Source organism: Bradyrhizobium sp. Leo170 (genome assembly GCF_004296405.1).
Lineage (GTDB): Bacteria > Pseudomonadota > Alphaproteobacteria > Rhizobiales > Xanthobacteraceae > Bradyrhizobium.
The window spans coordinates 41,033-62,195 of sequence record NZ_PSRR01000011.1; the positions used below are offsets into that span (position 1 = coordinate 41,033).

Annotated in this window: 8 protein-coding genes; all 8 read right to left on the reverse strand. The window is 63.3% G+C overall.

Translation table 11 applies throughout. The annotated features are described in order from the left end of the window. On the reverse strand, positions 1-858 hold the full coding sequence (gene fdhE / locus CWO89_RS04045; protein WP_245475703.1) for a formate dehydrogenase accessory protein FdhE: 858 nt from the start codon (positions 856-858) through the stop codon (positions 1-3). A 71-nt stretch (positions 859-929) separates the two neighbouring features. Next, positions 930-1,616 (reverse strand): formate dehydrogenase subunit gamma, encoded by a 687-nt coding sequence (locus CWO89_RS04050; protein ID WP_130577374.1) that lies wholly within the window; start codon positions 1,614-1,616, stop codon positions 930-932. Next, positions 1,613-2,524, reverse strand: a complete 912-nt coding sequence (fdxH, locus tag CWO89_RS04055) for a formate dehydrogenase subunit beta (protein ID WP_130577375.1) — start codon at positions 2,522-2,524, stop codon at positions 1,613-1,615. The genes CWO89_RS04050 and fdxH overlap by 4 nt, the downstream gene beginning before the upstream one ends. A gap of 11 nt (positions 2,525-2,535) precedes the next feature. Beyond that, a complete protein-coding gene (fdnG, locus tag CWO89_RS04060; protein WP_207234391.1) occupies positions 2,536-5,613 on the reverse strand; it encodes a formate dehydrogenase-N subunit alpha in 3,078 nt (1,025 codons plus the stop codon). Positions 5,614-6,101: 488 nt separating this feature from the next. Beyond that, entirely contained in the window at positions 6,102-18,239 is a 12,138-nt protein-coding gene (locus CWO89_RS04070) for a filamentous hemagglutinin family protein (RefSeq protein WP_165420984.1), read from the reverse strand. A gap of 418 nt (positions 18,240-18,657) precedes the next feature. Next, positions 18,658-19,647: a FecR family protein gene (locus CWO89_RS04075; protein WP_165420985.1), complete on the reverse strand. Its 990-nt coding sequence runs from the start codon at positions 19,645-19,647 to the stop codon at positions 18,658-18,660. Between the two features lie 97 nt (positions 19,648-19,744). Next, complete coding sequence (locus CWO89_RS04080) at positions 19,745-20,257, reverse strand: RNA polymerase sigma factor (RefSeq protein WP_130577380.1); 513 nt, start codon at positions 20,255-20,257, stop codon at positions 19,745-19,747. Positions 20,258-20,316: 59 nt separating this feature from the next. Then, positions 20,317-20,970: an STN domain-containing protein gene (locus tag CWO89_RS04085; protein ID WP_130577381.1), complete on the reverse strand. Its 654-nt coding sequence runs from the start codon at positions 20,968-20,970 to the stop codon at positions 20,317-20,319. Between the last annotated feature and the right edge of the window lie 193 nt (positions 20,971-21,163).

Sequence of the window (21,163 nt, forward strand, 5' to 3'; positions counted from 1 at the left end):
TCAACCTTCTCCCGTCAGCAGCAATGGATTGGGTGCGTGACGCGACCAGCCGGCTTCGCCGACAAGCACATCGAGCCCGAGTGTCGCGAGATCGTCGGCGAACGGGTCGGCCTTGGTGTCCTGCTTCTGGTAGATCATCTTCGCATAGGTATGGCATTCGTTGCAGGTCTCGGCTTTGACCGCGTCGCTGTCACCTTCGATACCTTCGAGCGCGACTGAGCGCGATTCGCCGCAAGTAATGCAAACCGCGCGAACGTGATTCCACGCCGTCGAGCAGAGCGAGCAGTAAAGATAACGCACGCCCGGCGTCTGCCCCGACGCCGTCACCAGACCTGCGCTGGGTGTCGAGCCGCAGCACGGGCAAAGTCCGCGGCGCTCCAACAAACGAAGCGACGATGCGGGCAGGCTCGCCGCCATGCGCGTGAAATAGACCTGCAATGCGGCGGCAATGTAGAGCGCCGCGCCGGCCTGCGAAGCTCCGACGTGGCCGTGAAGGAATGCATCGGCCAACCGCTCGAGCGTGGCGGCGTCGCTTGCGCGCAGTTCCGCCATGACCGCCAGCGCTTGTGGCGGCGCAGATGCGTTGTCGAAATTATCCAGTAATGCCGTCAAGCCGTCGCGCCAGGCAGAATCTCTGCGATGTCCATCCGCAGCGAGTGGCGGCATGCGGGCTTCGACCGCCTGTTCGACAGCAAATCGGTCGGGGGGCACGGGAGACTTCGCGGTGATCGCCGCGGCCTGCTGAGCCCGAGCGAGGTGCGACATGAAACGCAGCCAGTCTTCCATCGGATGCCCGGGCGCCAACGCAGCGAGCCGAGTGGATGTATTGGCGAATCTTTTCAACGGATCGGCAAGCACGATCGCCTCCGGAGCTTTGACGCCTCCGAGAACGCCCTCCCATTTTCCCTGCGGTGCGACTTCGCCTTGCCTCACGAACCGCTCCTTATCGATGGAGTGTCATGGCTTACGCGAGGCACCGGTCCTTTCGACCCTGTTTCTGCCAAACGTGTGAACCACTTGCGATGGTGCCGATATGCCCAGCCTGGCGTGACATAGCCTTGGGTCATGGCCCGCATCGAGCCTCTGATCCAGAGGCCGGCATAGACGTGGATGATCCATACGATGATCGCCCCGATGGCCGCCAGGCTATGGATCAGCACGGCGATCCGCTGCTGCTCGATCGTCGTGTACGACGAAAAATAGACTTCCCAGATTACAAGGCCGCTAAAGAACAGAACCGGCACCAGCAGAGCCATGGCCCAGAACACGAACTTCTGGCCGGCATTGAATCGCGCGACTTCCGGGACGCCGTCTTCCTCATTGACGAGAACGCGGGTGATGGCCCCAGTCCAGGCGAGATCGTCGCGCGTCCACATTTCATCGCGCCAGAACTGAATGATCAACCCGGTGTAACTGATGAACAGAACAACGCCGATCCATGGATGCGCGGCGCGCGTCCATTGGCCGCCGCCGAACAGGTTCGACAAGAAGAACAGCATTGGATGAAACATCGCCAGGCCCGACAACACCAGAAGCACGAAACAGCCACCGGTGATCCAGTGGTTGATCCGGCTGGCCGCCGAATAGCGGATGATGGTGCCGCTGGGATATGTCATCGCGGCTTCTCCGCTGAACGCAACAGCCGCTCTGCTTCGGCTTCATCTTCAGGCTGCACGTCATTCGGCCCGACCGTGATCCAGTGGAAGAATCCGGCCAGCGCGGTGAACGCAAGACCGGCGAGCGCGACGGGCTTGATCAGCCCCTTCCAGAAGCTGACGAAATCACTGATATGCGGCTGTTCCGGCAAGTCCGAATAAATCGATGGCTTATCGGCGTGATGCAGAACATACATCACGTGCGTGCCGCTGACGCCCGGAGGATCGTAAAGCCCGGCATTCTCGAAGCCGCGCGATTTCAGATCCTTGATCCGCTCTTGAGCCCAATCCGTCATGTCGCTCTTCGTCCCGAACATGATCGCGCCTGTCGGGCAGGTCTTGACGCAAGCCGGCTCCAGCCCCACCGACACCCGATCCGAGCACAGCGTGCATTTGTAGGACTTGTGATCGGTCTGGCTGATGCGCGGAATATTGAACGGACACCCTTTCACGCAATAGCCGCAGCCGATGCAGGCGTCGCTGACAAAATCCACGATCCCATTCGCATATTGCACGATAGCGCCGGGCGCCGGGCAGGCTTTGAGACAACCGGGATCTTCGCAGTGCATGCAGCCATCCTTGCGGATCAGCCACTCCAGATCGCCTTTTTCATTCTCCCATTCGTTGAAACGCATCAGCGTCCAGACTTCTGGGCCTAGATCCATCGGATTTTCGTAAGAGCCTTCGAAATATCCGACTTCGGGACGAAGGTTGTTCCATTCCATGCATGCCGACTGGCAGGCCTTGCAGCCAATGCAACGCGTCACATCGATGAGTTTTGCAACCTGTTGCTCGTAGTTGCGCGCTGCGGGAGGCGTCAAGGTCGTCGCTGAGCGCCGAATGTAGTCCTGGGACTGTAGGTCTGCCATTGATCGCTCCTTCAGGCCGCCGGACCGGTTGCTTTTTCGACGTTCACCAGGAACGCCTTGAATTCCGGCGTCTGCGTGTTCGCATCGCCCACTGAAGGAGTCAGCGTATTGGCGCCGAATCCCTTTCGCGCCTGCCCCGTGAAACCCCAGTGCAGGGGCACGCCGATCACATGTGTCGGTTTCCCGTCGACCGTTAAAGGCTTGATGCGCTTGGTGACGTAAGCCTTGCAGACGATGAAGCCGCGCTTCGAGGACACTCGCACCCAGCCGCCCTGGTCGATGCCCTTTTCCTTGGCCAGCGCTTCGCCAATCTCGACGAACTCCTCCGGCTGGAGGATTGCGTTGATGAGCGCGTGCTTGGTCCAGAAATGGAAATGCTCGGTGAGCCGATAGGTGGTGCCGACATACGGAAATTCGGACGAGGTGCCGAAATCTGCGCGATCATCGGCAAACACGCGCGCCACCGGATTGGACCTCACCTTCGGATGGAGGACATTTTGAGATGGCGACTCCAGCAGCTCATAGTGCTCAGGGAACGGACCATCCACCATCTGGTCGCGCGCGAACAATCGTCCGGTGCCTTCGGCATTCATGATGAACGGACCGACGCCATCGGACGGCTTCGTCGTCGGCGTGTAGTCGGGAACATCAATGCCGACCCACTGCTTGCCATTCCATTCGATGATGGGCTTCTCCGGATTCCACGCCTTGCCATTGAGATCGGCGCTGGCGCGATTGTAGAGAATTCGCCGATTGGCCGGCCACGCCCAGGCCCAGTTCGGAGCGATACCCTGCTCCCGTGGATCGCTGGCGTCGCGCCGCGCCATCTGGTTGCCCTTCTCGGTGTAGCAACCCGTGAAGATCCAGCAGCCGCTTGCCGTAGTGCCGTCGTCGCGCAGTTGCGCGAAGCCGTCGAGCAGCTTGCCCGCAGCCACCGTCACCGCGCCGGTCGCGTCCTTGAGATCGACCAGCGCCCGGCCGTTCATGTCCTTCGCCAATTCCTCCGGATCGGGGCTGGTCGGGTCGGTATAATTCCAGGTCATGTTGAGGATCGGATCCGGGAATGCGCCGCCCTCCTTGCGGTACAGCTCGCGCATACGATGATAGATGCCGCTCATGATCCAGATATCCGACTTCGCGTCGCCCGGCGGCTCGGCAGCCTTCCAGTGCCATTGCAGCCAGCGCGCGGAATTGACCAGTGAGCCGTTCTCTTCGGCAAAGCAGGTCGTCGGCAACTGGAAGACTTCGGTCTGGATCTGGGACGGATCAACGGGATTCTGGGGCCCGAAATTTTCCCAGAACCGCGAGGTCTCCGTGTCCAGCGGATCCATCGTCACCAGGAATTTCAGCTTGCTGAGGCCGCGGCGAATCTTGCCGCGATCCGGGAATGCCTGCAACGGATTGAAGCCCTGGCAGATGTAACCGTTCATCTCGCCCTGGTTCATCATTTCGAACGCGCGGATGATGTCGTAGAGGGGAACGTCGAGCTTGGGCAACCAGTCATAGGCCCAGTCATTGTCCGATGTCGCGGACTCGCCGAACATCGCTTTCTGGAAGCTGACAATGAATTTTCGGTAGTTCTGCCAATAACTGACCTGACCGGGACGCAGCGGCTTGTACTGCCGCGTCTTCATGTAGTCCTCGAAGGTCGTCTCCTGATCCGTCGGCAGATACAGATAGCCGGGAATCTGGTTCGACAGCAGACCGACATCCGTCAGGCCCTGAATGTTGGAATGGCCGCGCAGCGCGTTCATGCCGCCGCCGGCGACGCCGATATTGCCGAGCAGCAATTGGACCATCGCCATGGTGCGGATATTCTGCGAGCCGACGGAATGCTGCGTCCAGCCGAGCGCGAACAGGCATGTCAGTGCCTTATCGGGCGCCGCCGTGGTGGCGATCAGCTCATAGACCTGCAGAAGCTTGTCCTGCGGCGTGCCGCTGATACGCGACACCATCTCCGGCGTATAGCGATCGACATGCTGGCGCATCAAGTTGATGACGCAGCGCGGATTCTGCCAGGTGTCGTCAACCTTGGCGAAGCCCTGTTCGTCGAGCTCGAAATCCCAGCTCGATCTATCGTAGGTCTTCTTCTCCTCGTCATAGCCGCTGAAGAGCCCATCCGCGAATCCGAAACTCTCCTTCACGATCAGGCCGGCGTTGGTGTAGTGCTTCACATATTCATGCTGGATCGCATTCTTTTCCAGCAAGTAACGGATCAGCCCGTTCAGGAACGCAATGTCGGTGCCCGGACGGATCGGCGCATACATGTCAGCGACCGAAGCGGTGCGCGTGAAGCGGGGATCGACAACCACCAGTTTGGCGCCGTTCTCGATCTTGGCTTCGATCACCCATTTGAAGCCGCACGGATGCGCTTCAGCGGCGTTACCGCCCATCACGATCACCACATTGGCATTCTTGATGTCCTGCCAGGTGTTGGTCATCGCACCGCGACCGAATGATGGGGCCAAACTGGCCACCGTCGGTCCGTGTCAGACACGCGCCTGGTTGTCGAAAACCACCATGCCGAGCGCGCGCACGACCTTCCATGTCGCGTAGGAGGTCTCGGTCGACGACGCAGACGCAGCCAGCATGCCGGTGCTGGTCCATCGATTCACGGTCGTGCCGGCGGCGTTCTTGGCGATGAAATTCTTGTCGCGGTCGTCCTTCATCAGCCGCGCGATACGGTCGAGCGCGAAGTCCCAGCTGACTTCCTTGAACGCGTTGCTACCGGGAGCGCGATAGCGCGGCGCTCTCAGCCGCGTCGGCGCATGAACGACGTCCAAGAGGCCCGCGCCTTTCGGACAAAGCGTCCCGCGGTTCACCGGATGATCCGGATCGCCCTCGATATGGATGATGTTGGATCGCGCATTCTTGGCACGGTCGCCCATGCTGTAGATCAGTATGCCGCAGGCGACAGAGCAATAGGTGCAGGTGTTGCGGGTCTCGGTCGCGGCCGCCAATTTGTACGGCCGAACCGCGGCGGCGAGCGCCTCGCCGGTATAGCCAAAGCCGAGTGCACCGACGCTGGAGGCTGCAAGGCTGGTGCCGGTGAGTTTGATGAATCCGCGACGACTCAAATTCATTGTCATCCTCCGAACCCGCGCCACAAACCTTACACCCATAATAATAGTAAGTTGGGGCCGCGTTCTCACAAGAGAAAACAGGGCGGTCAACCCAGCATAGATCAACAATCCTCGACTGCGTCAGCCCCTCTACCGCTTTCATTCGTGCGTTTTCGAAAGGCGATGTCTCATCGTCAGGTCGCAGTGCAATGCCAGCATAGCTCGAAGATCATCCGCGCAGACCTCTCCACGCGAATGATGGGTTTCGCTGCGCTCTACCCATCCTACGATTATCGTCGAACCTCGCACCGCTGTCGTCCCTGCGAATGCAGAGACCCATAGCCACAGAGAGGTGTTGTGGCGGGAGCAATTGGTTGCAGCGGAGCGCACCACAGAGGCCTGTGGTTATGGGGCCCGGGTCAAGCCCGGGACGACGGGGGTCGCCGAGTTTATCGTATCCCGCATTTCGGCGAAAACCGGGTCATCGGGCTTGCGCGGGCAGAACCTCCGGCGCGTTACCGAGATTGCCCTTTCAGGTTATGTCTTTCTCTCTCGGTTAGCTGGACCTTTTCCTCGCTGGTGAGATTGCCGAGGCCCACGAACTGAACCGAACTATTTTGATCGTAGCGGAGTCCACCGGAAGCGTCGCTGCGGCGATCCTTGCGTGAGGTTTCATCCTGGTCGCCATTGCCGCCGCCGAAGCCCAAGAATTCGACCATGATGATCGATGGCTGGTCGCTGTTGGTGGACTGCGTCGGCGCCGTGGTCTTTTGCGCCGCCCCGGCGGTGCTGTTCGCCGCAAGCGCAGCATTGATGTTTGGCGCCTGCACGGTCGGCACGCCCGTCACCGTGCCCTGCCCGGAGATGTTGGCGGCATTGACGATCTGCAGCGCGGCAAGGTTGACGTTGCCGGAATGGCGGATGCCGGCCTCGCCGGCGTCGATGGTGCCGAGCGGCGCGATCAGATCGATATCGCCCGCCGGCACCTGCGGGATCGGGTTGAGCGTTGCGATGCCGGCGCCGGCCGACGGCACGACCGGCGACAGCGAGACGTTGCCATAGGCATCGTAGGTGCGTTTGGGCGGCGTGAAGATCGTCGTCGTCTTTGAGCCGCGGCCGGCGTTGATGTCGCCGGTGGCCGACCACACCAGGATGTTGCCGCCGAAAGTGGTCATGATGCGGCTCTGGCCGAGCAGCACGCTGCCGAGCGAATAGACGTCGATGTCGCCCGAGCCCTGCGTGATCAAACCCGCGCCGGCGCCCGGCGACACGCCTTCCACGCCGATGAGGGTCCTTCCGCCCGGATTGAGGATCTGGATGCCACCGCCGAACTGGGTCTGGATGCCGGCGTCGACGACCTTAATATTGTTGAAGGTGTCCTTCACCAGACCGCTGAACATCGTGATCGCGCCTGAATAGGTGATCGGCTTGCCGTCGGCATCCTGATCCGGGAACAGCGTCGCAATCGCCTCGCGGCCGCGCAGATAGCTGCGAGGGCGCGGGCCCGTGATCGCACCGCTGTATTCGCGGCCGCTCAGGGTGAGCTCCTTGTAATAGACGTCACGGACGAAGACGCCCTGCTGCGCCGTGGGCAGAGCCAGGAAGAAGGCGAGCGCATCCGCCGCGGTGCCGGTGTAGTTAAAGCGCTGCTGCAGCCACGCCAGCAATTCCTGGTCATAGCTGTGGACCACCTTGCCGCTGCCGGCGAGCGGCGTGCCGTCGCCTGGCAACTGGTTGGCCGCATCGAAATACAGCTTGGCGAAAGCGGCATAGTCGGGACCGCTCGCGCCGACTCCCGCCAGCGCCGTGATGCCGGCGCCACCCGCTTTGTTTAACGGGTTGACGATATCGCCCACGCTAAGCAGCGATCCGTAATAGCCCTGGTTCAGGTTGCGGCCGGCCTGCACCTGAAGCAGGCCGAGACCTGCGACGGTGACCGATTGGTAGATGATGTCGCGGCCGGCCCGCATGAGCGAGATATCGTTGTCGCTCGTGTTCAGGAACACGCTTGGCGTCGTGCCGGTGCCGACGATATCGCGCCCGGCGATCACCTCGAACGGCTTGGCCGCAAGATACCAGGTGTCGTGGTTCGGAGCGGTTCGGAAGTTGGTGCTGGCGTTCAGCTGCTGCCCGAGGATCAGGTCGTCGATGTCCAAGCCTGCATAGACCAGCGCGGGCTGCGCATCGCCCGCATGCAGATTGGAGATGGGCGTATCCTCACCAAAGGCGATCGGATTGAACTGATTGAGCATGTACGCCGACGTCGGGCTGGCGTTGGTGTTGCCGCCGCCGCCCACCGACGTATTGAACACGGGACGGAACGGCGTTGCCAGCGTGCTCATATCGGCCCCTGACATTGCGACCACCTGGGTCGAGCCGTAGATCGAGCCTGCGGCGAGGAGTTCAAGCTGGCCTGACGGCGATGGGATCAGTTCGAGAACCGTGAAGGTCTGATCGCGAGACACGGGCTCCGCAAAGCGGATATCGCCGTTGGCCGCCGCAACGATCAACGTTCCTGGATAGAAGCCGTTGCTGTTTTCAACGGCGTTGAAGGCGGTCCCCGTCAACGGCGCGACGTCGCCGCCGGCTGAATACAGGTTGATCGCGGTCGCCGGCCTCCATAGCGTGAAGCTCGATTGCCCGCCGGCGACGAGCGTGGTCGTGCCATCCGCATTGGGCAGCGTATAGGGAATGCCTTTGAGATCGACCAAGGCTCCCATGCCGGCATCACCGGCGCCGCCGAACACCAGGTCGCCGCGCGTCATGATGCTGACCGTGCCGTCACCCGGCGTGAAGATCGGGCCGGGCGTCTTCAGCGAGCGCTTGAAGATATTGGGATCGGTTGCGCGCGGATCGACCGAGGTGAAGGCGGCACCGCCGTTGTTCACCGCGAACGCACCGATAGAACCAGCTTTCACGACAATGTCGCCGCGCAGATCGGTGATAGAGCCGTAATAGTCGGGCACTTGCGAAGATAAGATCGGCATTACGAAGTTAAGCTTGCCGCCGACTTTCAGTGTGAGGTCGCCGCCGCCGGTTTGCAGCAGCGTGCCGTCCGCCAGCACCCGTCCAGTCGAAGCCACCGCGAGATCGAGACCGGTCGAGCCGTTGCCCGTCACGCCTGCGTTGCCGCCCGCAATCACGGTCAGGTTGCCACCGCCGAGAGTGCCGATGCCCTGGAAGCCGACAAGCTGCGACCTATCGCTAAACTGAGAGGTCTTTGCATAGGAGCCGAAGTTGACCCACCAGGCGGCCGGATCGGCGGACAACCCTCCGCCTCCCTGCCGACCGAACCAATTGCCGGTGAGATCAGAGTCCACATAGCGCGTATTGTTGTCGAAGATCTGGATGTTGCCGGTGACATCCTGCTGAGCCGTGAGCAGGAGGTCGCCGCCATGCTCCGGATACCACGCATGCGAGGTGCCGCTGCTCGCGGCTCCAACGACGTCGTAAGGGTTGCTGCCGTCAGCCGCGAGGACCGGCGCGGATTGTGTGCCGGCGGTGTAGACGCCGTAAGGCGTGGCCTCGCTGAAGCTTCCACCGGCCAGCAGATCGAGGCTGCCGGTGCCGGTGCGGACCACGCTGAAGAACGTGCCGTTCAGCGATGAATTGTAAACAGGGTCGTTCAGCGTGAGATTGCCGCGACCGTTGAGCGCCTGTCTCGTCTGCAGCGCGCGCTGGTCGGCGGCTGCGAGATCTGCGCCCGCCACGAGGCGAACCGATGCCGACAGCGAACCTGGCGCGAGCATTGACGCCGCCGGGGCTGTAGCAGCCGCGCCTGGGACTGCAGGGCTCGTCACAACTCCGACGATAGGCATGTTGGACGGCTCGAATGCAAACCCATAACTGTTGCTGGCACTAATTATCGTGCCCGCCGGGATAGTGTCTCCGGGGTTGTAAGCGTTATTGTTGCTATCGACCAGATTGCCCCAGTACTCAAAGGTCCACCAATTATAAAAAGCGTCGTTCGGGATGGTCCAGTCACTCATGACAACAACGTCGGTGTTGTTATCCTGCCAGAAGGTGTAACCGTTGAATGTTCTCTGGGAGAAGAACGAGATGTTCGTGACGTCGATGATCGTAACAGTCGCCGGTATTCCGGCCGACGACTTGAATCCGTCCGAGATGCTTCCCTTGACGGTCAGGCCACCTGCCGCGCGCACTACCAGCGCCATCGGTTCGCCCGCGCCGTAAGTCGCCGAGTTCGGGTCGCGATCGGCGGTCGCGCCGTAACGATATTTCGCGAGGTCGATATCGCCCGAGGTCGAGAGATCACCGCTCGAGGTGATCTGAACGCCCGGGCGCAGGTGGAAGGCGCGGCCGTAGGACGACAGGCCCGCGATCCTGCCCTGCAGCGCGCCGTTCCCCAGCGCGGCGTTCATGAAGGTCGTGCTCGCGGTGTCATAGCCATCCAACGTCGCCTGGCTGATGGCGCTGCCCGCCGGCAGGTCATAGGTCCAGAACGCGTTGAGCGCGATGCTGTACGCGCCCTTGATGTTGAGCGGACCGGTGGCGTCGATGGCGACGTCGCCCGAGGTCTCGCCGGTGCGCTGCGCGTTCAGCTGGACATCGCCATAGGCCACTCCATTCGGCGTGGTGAGATCGAGCGTGGCGCCAGGAGACAGCGTCAGCGTGCCACCCGCGGCGGTCAGCTCGATATGGCCGCGGTTCTTGGCCTCGATGGCGTGCCCGTAGCTATCTGTCTGCAGCACCGTGCCATGGGCATCGAGCACCGCGCTCGAGGCCAGCGTCAGACCGTTGCCGGCGGAGAGCCGGATGGTGCCCGGCGCCGCGCCGGAGGCATCGATGGTGCCGGCGATGGTGAGGCTGCCGCCATCGACGGCAACCGTGACGTTGCGGGCTTTCACGCCGTCACCGATGACGAGATCGCCGGTCCGGATGTCGAAGCTGCGCGCATCGAAGAAGCCGCCCTGGGTCAAGAGCGCGTTGAGCGCGGCGAAGTCGGCGTTGGAGAGCGTGGCGGTAGTAACGCTGAAGTCGCCGCTGGTGGCTCCCTCCGTCGCCGTACCGTTCAGCGTGCCGCGAAGCGCGACCGGTCCATTACCCGCGTTGATGCTGATCGATCCGGCATTGGCGTTGGTAGCGGAGACGTCAATTGTCGAGCCCGCGGTCTGCGTGACGCCGCCCTGCGTGCTGTTGAAGATCGCCGTACCGCCGAAGCCGTAGACCGTCGCCTTCTGGATCTGAGACGGCTGGCCGCCGAGATCGATGCGGCTACCGTCATTGAGAGCGATGTTGTTGGTCGCGTTGACCACGAGCTTGCCGCTCGGCAGCAGGATGGTGCTGCCGATGGCGACGCTGTCGCCGGTCAGATCGATCTCGGCACCCGACACCGTGCTCTTCGCCGCGCTCGGCGCGATACCTGCGGGCGCGACGACATTGAGCGCCCCGCCTGCGGCATAGGCCATGATCGATTTCTGCAGCCCGGTCAGGAGCGGGGTCGTCAGCGTCAGGTTGCCGCCTGTTCCACTCTGTCCGAACACGGCCGCGGGATCGGAACTCGGGGACTGATAGACGTACAGCTTGCCGTTGCCGGCCGAGACGATCTTCGATCGACCGGTGATGTTGACATTGCCGAAGCCATAGACGACGCGGCTCACCGAGCTGGTATCGAGCGAGGCGAAGCGGCCGAAATCGATCTCATCGGCAACGAGATTGAGCGAGCCCGTGCCGGTGCCCGGCCCGCCCGCGGCGATGGCCGGCGGCGTGGCGCCGGCGATCCCATTCCAGGTGATCTTGTTGGCGGCGATCACGTTACGGTCGCCTGCCGCACCATATCCGTAGATCGCTGACGCGTTCAGCACGAGATCGACGCCGCTGCCGGTGGCATCGAGCCCGGCGCTGCCGAACAGATTGACGGCATTGGCCGCGCTGAGCGTAAAGGTCTCGAGTGCCGGCGCACCATGGAGCGGATCGCCGTTGACAAGCGTATTGAACAGCGTCTGGTCGAACAGCAACCCGGCCGGCGCGCCGGACGCGATGACGGTCGCGGCGTCGCCGATATTGATGGTGCCGACCGCGAGCGCGATGTTGCGCGACCCGAAATGGGCCGTGGAATCGATTGTGGACGCGCCGTTGGTCGCGAATGCCAACGTGCCTTCGGAATAAAGCTGTGCTCCTGCTCCGATCGTAATGGCGCCGTTGCCCTGCGAGCCGAGGAAATTGAGGTCGCCGTTGGACAGCGCCAGCACCGAGACGCCGTAGGCGGTGTTGTAACCCATGCCGGTCGAGACCGAATCGAACGGCGCGGCGCCCCGCCCGATCGTGCTCAACGTCACATCGTTGCCGAGGCTGATGTTGCCGCCGACCAGGAATATCTCACCTGCTCTGAGCGTGACCCCGTCACGGATGACGATGTCGCTTCCCCCCTGGAACAGGATCACGCCGTCGACGATCCCTTCGTAGCCATTGACCATCAGGCGTGGCGCACCGAGGGCATTGAGATCGGCTGCGCGCACTGAGGCGCCGGTGAACCCCGGCGTGGGCTCATCGGCATAGATTTCGCCGACGTTCCTCAACAACACCTGACCGGGGAAGCCGCCCTGCGCGCCCTGGAACAAGGCGGTGCCGTTGAATGTCAGCGCCGATCCCGTCGCGGGGGATGACGGCGCCTCGAACTGCAGCACCAGCGCCTTGCCGTCGGCCGGCAGCAGCGGGCGCAGACCGCCGAATTGCGCGGCATTCGCAGTGAAGAAATCGCTGAAGCTCTGCTCGTTGTATTGCGAGTATTTGCGGACCGACGTGCCAGCGGTGATCAGCGCCGTCACCGGCAGGCTGCTGCGGATCGCGGTGTTGGCGACGCCGGTCGACACCGAGGCGACGTAGGTGCCGTTGCCGACCGACGTGGGGCTGGTGATCGGGTTGGTGCTGCTGCCGCCGAGTTCGACGCGATACGCGCCGGGCAGCAGCGCATAGTTGGACGGCAACAAGGTGTAGGTGCCGGCCGGCAGCCCCGGAACGCCCGCCGGAATGGTGACCCGCTGGCCGATCGCCGGATCACCCGCGCCATTCTCGGGCGCGACCGGCGCATAGCTGGATGCATAGCCGGGCACGATGGCGTAGACCTTGTCGCCGGCCTTGCTGAGCGGGGCCGCGGGATTGGCGTTGACGAGCGGCGTGTTGAGCACGTTGACCGAGCCGCCGCGTCCGGAGACGAAGCCCGCGCCGCTGAGCGTGCCGCCGCCGGACATGTCCAGGACTGCCCCGCTGGCGACATTGACCGACTGCCCGTCCAGGATGATGCCGGACCCAAGTCCGTTGCTAGGGAAGTTGGTCAGGGGCAGCGTGATGCTGTTCACGGTGGCGCCGTTATAGCTATAGCTGACTCCGTCGATAGTGCCGCCGTACGGAATCGTCAGGCCCGCCATCGAGACCGAGGTCAGGCTGCCCGGCACCAGATCGACGCGCGGCGTGAAGACCGGGTAACCCATGCCGAACGTCAGGGTGCCGAACGGTGCGCGGACGATGCCGCCCTGTTCGACTATCGGCGCCTGGAATGCGAGGCTGCCGAACACGGACAACGGCGCGTCCGGAATGGTATCGGTGGTGCGCCCGATGGTCAGCGTCACGGTGGGATCGGAATTGCCGCTGCCCGCGATCACGGCGGCAAGGGTGTTGGTCGCCGGATAAAGCTGTGCGGCGAGGAGATCGAGATTGCCGCTGGTGGCAAGCTGCGTCGTGATGACCCCAGCCATCGACAGGAAGCGGATGTCGCCCTGGCTGACCAGCTTCGTCGTCAGGAACCCTGGCGCAAACATGTTGTTCGGCGCGCGCGCCGAGAACTGGACGAGGCCCTGGATGTCGATCTGGTTTGCGTCAGCTTCGAAGGTCGCGATGGTCGGCACCGCCGCGCCGCCGGGATTGCGAATGCTGCCGCTGGTGAACCCGTCCTTGACCTCGGACGCAGGTTCACTGAAGAGGATGTAGGGCGCAGATAGCTTTACATTGCCGGTCGTCGGCTGCATCGAGGAATCGATGGGTCCAGACACCGGCGTCCCCGACGTGAAGGCCGCTGCGGTGAGCGTCAGGCTGCGGCCCAGCGCCAGCGACACATTGCCGGAGAACTGCATGTAGTCGCCGGAGGTCAGGGTCAGGCTGTCGAACCCGCCGGCCTTGACCATATCGGCGCTCACCGTGGTCCGTCCGAACATGAGCGAGGCGGCCTTGGTGCCGGGCGCGATGTCGGACGGCAACAACGACGGCTGGCGCTCCTGCACCACGGTCATCACGCTGGGAAGGACTGCATTCGCTGGAACAAGGTGGGACCCAGCACTCAGGTCAAAGGGGAACGACCGCGGGTCGAAGATCGGCGTGGTGAGCGCGATCGACAGGCCGCCGCCCGAGGCGCCCGCGCCACCGGCGAACGCATGCATGTCGCCATCGAGGTAAAGCCCGCTCTGCGAGGACAGCGTAATCGAGCCGCCGCCACTGGCAAGCGTCAGCGGCTGGCTGGCTGTCTGCGCATTGCCGCCCGCCGCGAGATCGATCGCGAGCTTCGTCCCGTCGGCATTGAGTTCGGCGCCCGGACGGATGATCACGAAGGCGCCGCCGCCATTGATGGTGATCGCGCCGCCGTCAGTTGCTTGCCCGTAACGGTGCCCGGCGGAATCGGACGCGCCGTAAGCCAGCCCGGACACGTCAAGCTTGGCATTGGCATCGATCCATATCGAAACTCCGCGGCCGTTACCCGCCGCATCGAAGTTGCGCCCCTTGTCGAGTGAACTGCCGTCAGCGTCGTTGACGAGGTTGATGCTGCCGCCGCGCGCGATGAGATTGCCGAGCACCGTGATCTGGCCAAAGGCATCGAGCTTGATGCTCTGCCCGGGATCGACGGCGATCGACGCGCCGTCGCTCACGACAATCGCGCCGCCATCGACGAGCCCCCCAGCGCTGGATTTGGTCAGTGAGCGCAAGATCACGCTGGCGCCGCCGCGCTGCGTGAGCGTCGCGCCCGTCGGGTTCTCGGTGAACAGCGGCGGCAGCCATAGCGACATCGCCGACGACGGATCACTGCCGGTGCGCGCCGCATAGCTGTCGGCGGTAAACCGGTAGACCGGCATCGTGGGCGCAAGGACAGTGTTGTTCGCAACGAGAATGCCTTGCCCGCCATTGATGTCGTAGCTGGAGAATCCTGCGGTGAAGAACGAGGGATTGAGCGCGGGCGCGGGGGTGATTGCAACCGTTTGCGGCAACAGCGTGCCGGCCGGGATGATCGCGCCGACCGGATAGGTCATCGGCGTGGATTGGACCGATCCAGCGGCGTAGGTAATTTGATAGGGCTTGATCGGAATGCCGTTGGGAAAAACGCTCGAAGGGAAGACGGTGCTGGCCGGAAAGACATCACCGGCGTCTCCGCCCAGGTTAAAGTTAAAGATGACCGACCCCGCCGGCAACACCTTACCCGCTTCCCAATACTCTATGTTGCCGTTCACCCGTGTCTGCACCAATATCCCTTTCGGAATAGTCCAGTCCGCGCCTGTCGGCGTGCTCGGCACACCCGCCGACCGGACGTCGACCGGGATCGGCGCGTCGTAAACGATTGATGTAAAGGTCAGCACCAGCGCCGTCGGCAACGGCTGACCTGCCGGAATCGTCAGCGCCTGTTTGAGCTTCAGCGCGACGGGTGCCGGCGTGCCGGCTGGTAGCACGCCGCCGGCCAGCCCAGCGTTATCGCCGATCAGGAGGTTGCCGGGCGAAGAGATCGTCAGCGCGCCGCCGCCGGTCACGCCATAGGCGCGGATGGTGCCATCCAGGACGAGAGTGCCGTCACCGGGCGTTCCGGCGTCCTGCTGTGCGTGGCCGGCCATGATCGTGACATTGCCGCCCTTGCCGCCCTGGGTCTTGCCAGTGGCAAGGACGGCGCCGCCCGACGACACATCGATGGTGCTGCCCGCCGCCAGCGTCACGTTCTGCGTCGAATCGAAGGTGACGCTGCCGCCGTTGAGGAAGGCGAGATTGGCGGCGCTGTCCGGATCGGTCGTCTCGTTGACCCACATTCCGCGAGCATCGATCGTGACGCCGCCCCTCAGCGTGAGGTCGGCGCCTCCGCTTGGAGTCGTCAGCGTCTTGGTACCCACAGCAGCGCTGGTGAGAATGTTGCTGACGGTGACGGCGCCGGAATGGGCGGTGATGTCGGCGGCGAGGTCGACGGTCGGCGCGACCAGCTTGACCTGCGCGCCAGGCGCGAAGGTCAGCGGCGCGTCGACCTTGATTGCATCCGCCGATGCGACGTTGAGGCCGCCGAGGCCGACGCCGTTGAGTGTCGGCGCATCGAACCAGGCGGTGTTGGTGCGTTCGGTCGGCACCGAGCTGGTCGCCGACATCGAACTGGTCAGATCGGTGGCCACGTTGCCGAACACCACATTGGTGCCGTAGGCGCCGGCCAGGCCGCGGGCGGTGTACTGACCGAGCGCCAATGTCCCGGCGAGCGGCGCCACGTTCTGGGTCAATTTGTAGCCGTCGGTGACGCCGGCCGGGCGCGCGTTGCGCTGGCGCTCGCCGTCGATCACGCCGGCGACGATGTCGCCTTCGAAGATCGAGGTCGGCGTCGACAGAATCAGACTGCCGGCGTCACGGCCCGCGGTGTAGCCGTCCTCCCATCGCAGATTGACGGCGCCCTTGCCGAATGGCGAGGTCCAGATCTCGGTCAGCCGATCATCGACCTGGCCCTGGATACGATGCGGGCGCCTAAAGCTGCCGGCGAGCGCCACGAACTGGACGTCCGCCGGCGCATTGCCGATGCTGTAGACGCGGCCATCGGCGCCAAGCAGATTGCTGGTCATGACATAGCCCGGCGCATAGCTCACCGAGCCGCCGGAGATATTGAAGGTCGAGCCCCGCTGCGCGATCACCTCCGGCGCCGCCAGCGTGATGCTGCCGCCGACCGCGGTCCATTCGCCGATCCGGTGCCCGGTGTTGTTGAGATAACCCGAGACTTCCAAGAGGCCGCCCGCCGTATAGTAGCGATCGGTGGCGTAGCCGCCGGTGCCGGCCGGCACCAGCGTCAGGTCGCGGGCATCGATCCAGACATTGGCATTGAACAGATTGCCGCTGTCGCGGTTCTGCGGACTGTCGCGCAGCTCGTTGCCCTGGACGTTGACCGCGATGTTGTTCGCGCTCATCGGCAGCACGGTGCCGGTGGTGCCGGAGACGTCGAGGGTGGCGCCGTTCTCGACGAACACCCGCTGGCCGGCGCCGACCGCGATTTGACCGCCTTGTGCCTGGGTCAGCGAGCCCTTCCTGATATCGACGATGCCACCGGTGACGATCTCGATTCGCGACTGGTCCTCGCGGTCGGCCAGCAGCGAGAGATTGTCGAACTGCCCGACTGCCACGCCGGCCCGGGTGACATTCTGCGTCGCCGAATCCGCGATCAACGCGTCGCGCTTGGAATCGAGCGCGATGGCGTCACTGTCGGTCTCGGGCACGATTGCGGTGACGGCGTTGCCGGTCAGCGTGACGCGGCCGGTGCTGTCGCTGGCGGAATTCAGGAGATGGATGGTGCCGCGCTGGCTCACCGAGGTGGTCGACCGCAGGACGCCGTCCTGGGTCACGGCATGGCCCGCCAGCGTGATATCGCCCTGCTGGCTGTAGATCAGGCCGCTGTTGCTGACCGCACCGCTCAAGCTGCCGCTGCCGAACAGCGGTGCGATCTCGTTGCCGCGGGTGGTCGAGCTGGTGTTGCCGGTCGTGCTGTATCCGGCGTGGAGCACGAAGCTGTCGCCGGCGGCGAGCTCGGCCTGACCGTTCGGGGTCTGGATCAGGCCGGCGTTGCTGACCTGCGTGCCCATCAGCAGCACATAGCCGCCGCCCGAGGTCGCCGAGGCCGGCGCATGGGTCGTGATCTGCGCCCCGGCTTCCACCGTGACCGCGCCACCGGCGCCGGTGAAGCTCGGCAGGTACTTGGGGTGGTTGTTGTCGTCGGTGCCGCTCTGCGTCGAGTAGATGCCGCTGGTTTGGAACTGGGCGTTGGTGATATTGGCGGTCGACGCAATCAGCGACCCGACATTGATCTGGCTGGCGCCGCCGAAGATGATACCGTTCTGGTTGATGATGTAGACTTGGCCGTCGGCCTTGATGTTGCCGAGGATCTGGCTCGGGCTGTCGCTGCCGATGACGCGGTTCAGTGCCACCCAGTTGGCATTGCCGCGCTGATTGAACGTCAGGGCGGTCTGGGCGCCGACGTTGAAGCTGTTCCACTCCAGGATGGCTTGTGCGGCGGTCTGCTGAATGCCGACATGGGTCTGGCCGTTGCTGACCGACTGCGTCGGGGCATTGGCGCCCTGCCAGGTGCCGCCCGGCGCCACCTGCAGCCCGCCTGCCGCAAGGCCGTTCGGCACGCTCACCTGCGGCAACGACGTCGAGCGCTGCGAGACCGCCGCGGCCGCCCGCGCTGCCGCCTGCACCGCTTGCATGGATTGCACTGCCCGCGACAGCGCGCTCTGGCTTTGCTTCGCCGCTTCCTGCGCCTGCTGCGAGGCCGCACTGGCCGCATTGATCGCAGCAGTCGTCGCCGCAACGCCTGACGAGCCGCCGAGCGGCCTGGCCAATGCCGTGCCGCTCAGCGCCATCGCCATCACACTCGCACCCGCCAGTAGCGCGCCGCGCGACAACCCGGCCGACACTCTCAGCATTGGCGTGGCTCGAGCATGATGCAGACGCATCGTCTTGCGGAACGAGCGGGACGAAAAGCTGCGGAGCGGCATGGAGGATTCCCTGAACGAAGAAAGCGGAGGCTGCGTCGATGTTGCGGAGCATCAGAGCGTTACCGAGTGACTACGGCTGCGGTGCGCGGAGGCACCGTCACACTCTTCTGTCCTCATCTTGGGGAGGCGCGGATGGATTCGGGAGACGCGGTGGTCCGGACCAATAGGCCTGACTTGCCGGACACGCGTTCCGGTCGCGTGTGGCTCTCGTCAATTCAAAGCCGAACCTGGACAAAATATTCATGCAATCCCCTCGGACCGTCCTATGACGTTCCGAGCGGGGTCGATGTGAATCGACTTCGGAGAATTTTTTTGATCTTTTTTCGGCGGTGAGCGGACCCGCCCGTCAGCCAACCAACACAATGCCGGCCGCCAGGGTGCGGATGCGGGCTCCGAACACATCGCGCACTTGAACCACCACATCGTCGAGACGATCGAGCCTGAACCTCGCCGTCACCAATCCACGGCCGAGTTCCGCGTCCAGCAGCACGATTCGGCCCGGCCGATAGCGGTTGACTTCCGCGATAACGTCGGCCAGCGGCTCATTCCGAAACACCAGATAGCCGTCTTGCCAGGAGGTGACGGTCGCGAGATCGACCAGGTCCACGTTACTCATCATGCCGCCGCCGTAGGCAACCTGCTGCTTTTCCCGAAGAGTGGCGGCGTGATCGCGATGTTCGACATGCACCGAGCCGGAGAGGCAGGTGACAACGATTTTCGCTGTGCTGCAACGGATGTTGAACTTCGCGGCATCCGCGCTGGTCAAGCCATCGGCGGCGATCACCTGGACCGGCTTGATCGATGCCGCACCAATGATGGCCTCGCCAGACAACAACTCGAAGCGATCCGCACTGGTTGCCGCCGGACGAAGCGCGATGCTGGTCTGTGTATTCATCTGGACCGAGATGCCGTCGGCCACCGTGATCTGCCGCTGCTCTCCGGTCGCTGTGCGATAATCCGCGGCCAGTTCAGATAGTGACGGCCACAAGTCGAGCGGCGGACGGAACATCGCGTAACATGCCGCGGCCGCCGTCGCCGTGGCAAGACCGCCGATCAGCGTTCTCCGGCCGATCACTCCCCGATGCATCTCCGCCGGCGCGGGAAGGGAGACACTTCCGCTCCGGACCATCGTCTCGATCGCCGACGGCATGGCCCGCCAAAGGGTGTTGGCCTTGGCGAACGCCTCGGCATGATCGGGGCTCTGCGCCAGCCAATGGCGCAAGGCGGCCCGATCCTCGGCGGTCACGTCCTCGTCGGTGACGCGTGTCAACCAGACGATGGCGTCTCGCTCCAGCGACTTGTTGTCCTTATTCCCGGGTGGGATATCGGTGGCCATGTCCATATCTCAACTCGCCGATATCAGATCCGGGCTATCTGGAGTGACCTGCGCAATCCCTAAGACGTTCCGGCAAGCGGCGATGTGAACATCGAAACTACACATTTTTGTCAATGTAATCCTTGCAGGCCTCCAGGGCCCGCTGCAATTCAAACTGGACCTGCCGGCGCGAAATCTTGTAGCGCTTGGCGATTTCCGCACGGGGAATTTGCTCGAAACGCGCGGCGATCAGAATCGCGCGCTGCCGCGGCGGCAACGCCAGCAATGCCTCCGTCAATGCTGCAAGTTCAATCTTCGCCTCGGAAATCCCGTCCGGCCCTGGCCGTTGATCGGGGATGTCATGAAGCACCGCATCGATCGGGACCTGATGCCCGCGTCGATATTCGGTTCGGCGACGATCGCTGGCGATGTTGTAGGCTGCCTTGAACAGGTACGCTGCGGGGCTGGAGACCGATCCGGGATTGTCGGTCCGATTGAGGCGCAGATAGACCTCATGCAGCGCCTCGCTTGCCAGTTCGGCGGAGCCGAGGCGGCGGGTCAGCCTATCGCGGAGGTCGTAATACCGATCGACCAGCAATTGACGCAGGCTGGCCCAGGTCGTTTCAGACACGGCACGGCTCCGTCTGCGTACGCCTCGCTTGAACGATCACGGCGCCAACGCCGAAGCTTTCACCGATTTTCATGGATGTACCGCTGGCATTCGTCTTGATAGCTGCGCCGCGCGATAATCATGGTGACCGGCTGTGGCATATTCGCTGGCGGAGATTGCCCGATTGAAAGCCCCCAAAGAGCTCCTCGAAGCGATCGGTCGCGCACGTCGTCGCCGGTCGTATCGAGCAGTGCCGGATCCTCTATCAGCCCGGTTGATCCGATCGAGAACTGCAGCGCCGCACGATAGCCTCCTGGCCGCGTCATGGCATTCTGACAGAGCGATCTGATGATCCTCTGTTGGGTCAGGCCAAGAAACGCATCGTAATCAACGACCCGCTGAGCGCCGACGGCACGATCGGGCTCGACCGCGAGCGGCCGAATTGTAAAAGCACCCTCAGAGGTCTGGCTCGCGACCAGATCCGTGCCGGCCAGCAACCGTTCGATCGCCCGTTGCGGTGTGAATTTTCCTGTCACGGGAGAAGAGTTACGGGACGCCGTGAGTGCACTCTTATAGAGAATCTGCAACCCTGTCGCCTGGATATAGGCTTCCAAAGCGACGTCGAGCGGCTGCGCTGGAATGTCAAATTCTATTTCTGGTTCAGCAATCTGTGACTGGGCTCGAGACGACATATTGCTGAAAGCGAACACTGTGACGGCGATGCCAAGAGCCAACAAGAGCCGTGCTGGATCACACAGAGACAAGTGACTGCTGCCAAATGATTCTGGACGCGCAGCACCCGGGATAGACGCCACCTCCGACGAGGATCGAGCGCGGCCGGGCTAGGCGCTAATCACGAGGCAATCGCACCCCATGGAAGCGGGTCATATCCATTAAAGATGACAGTACGGTAACACCCAAGGCAAA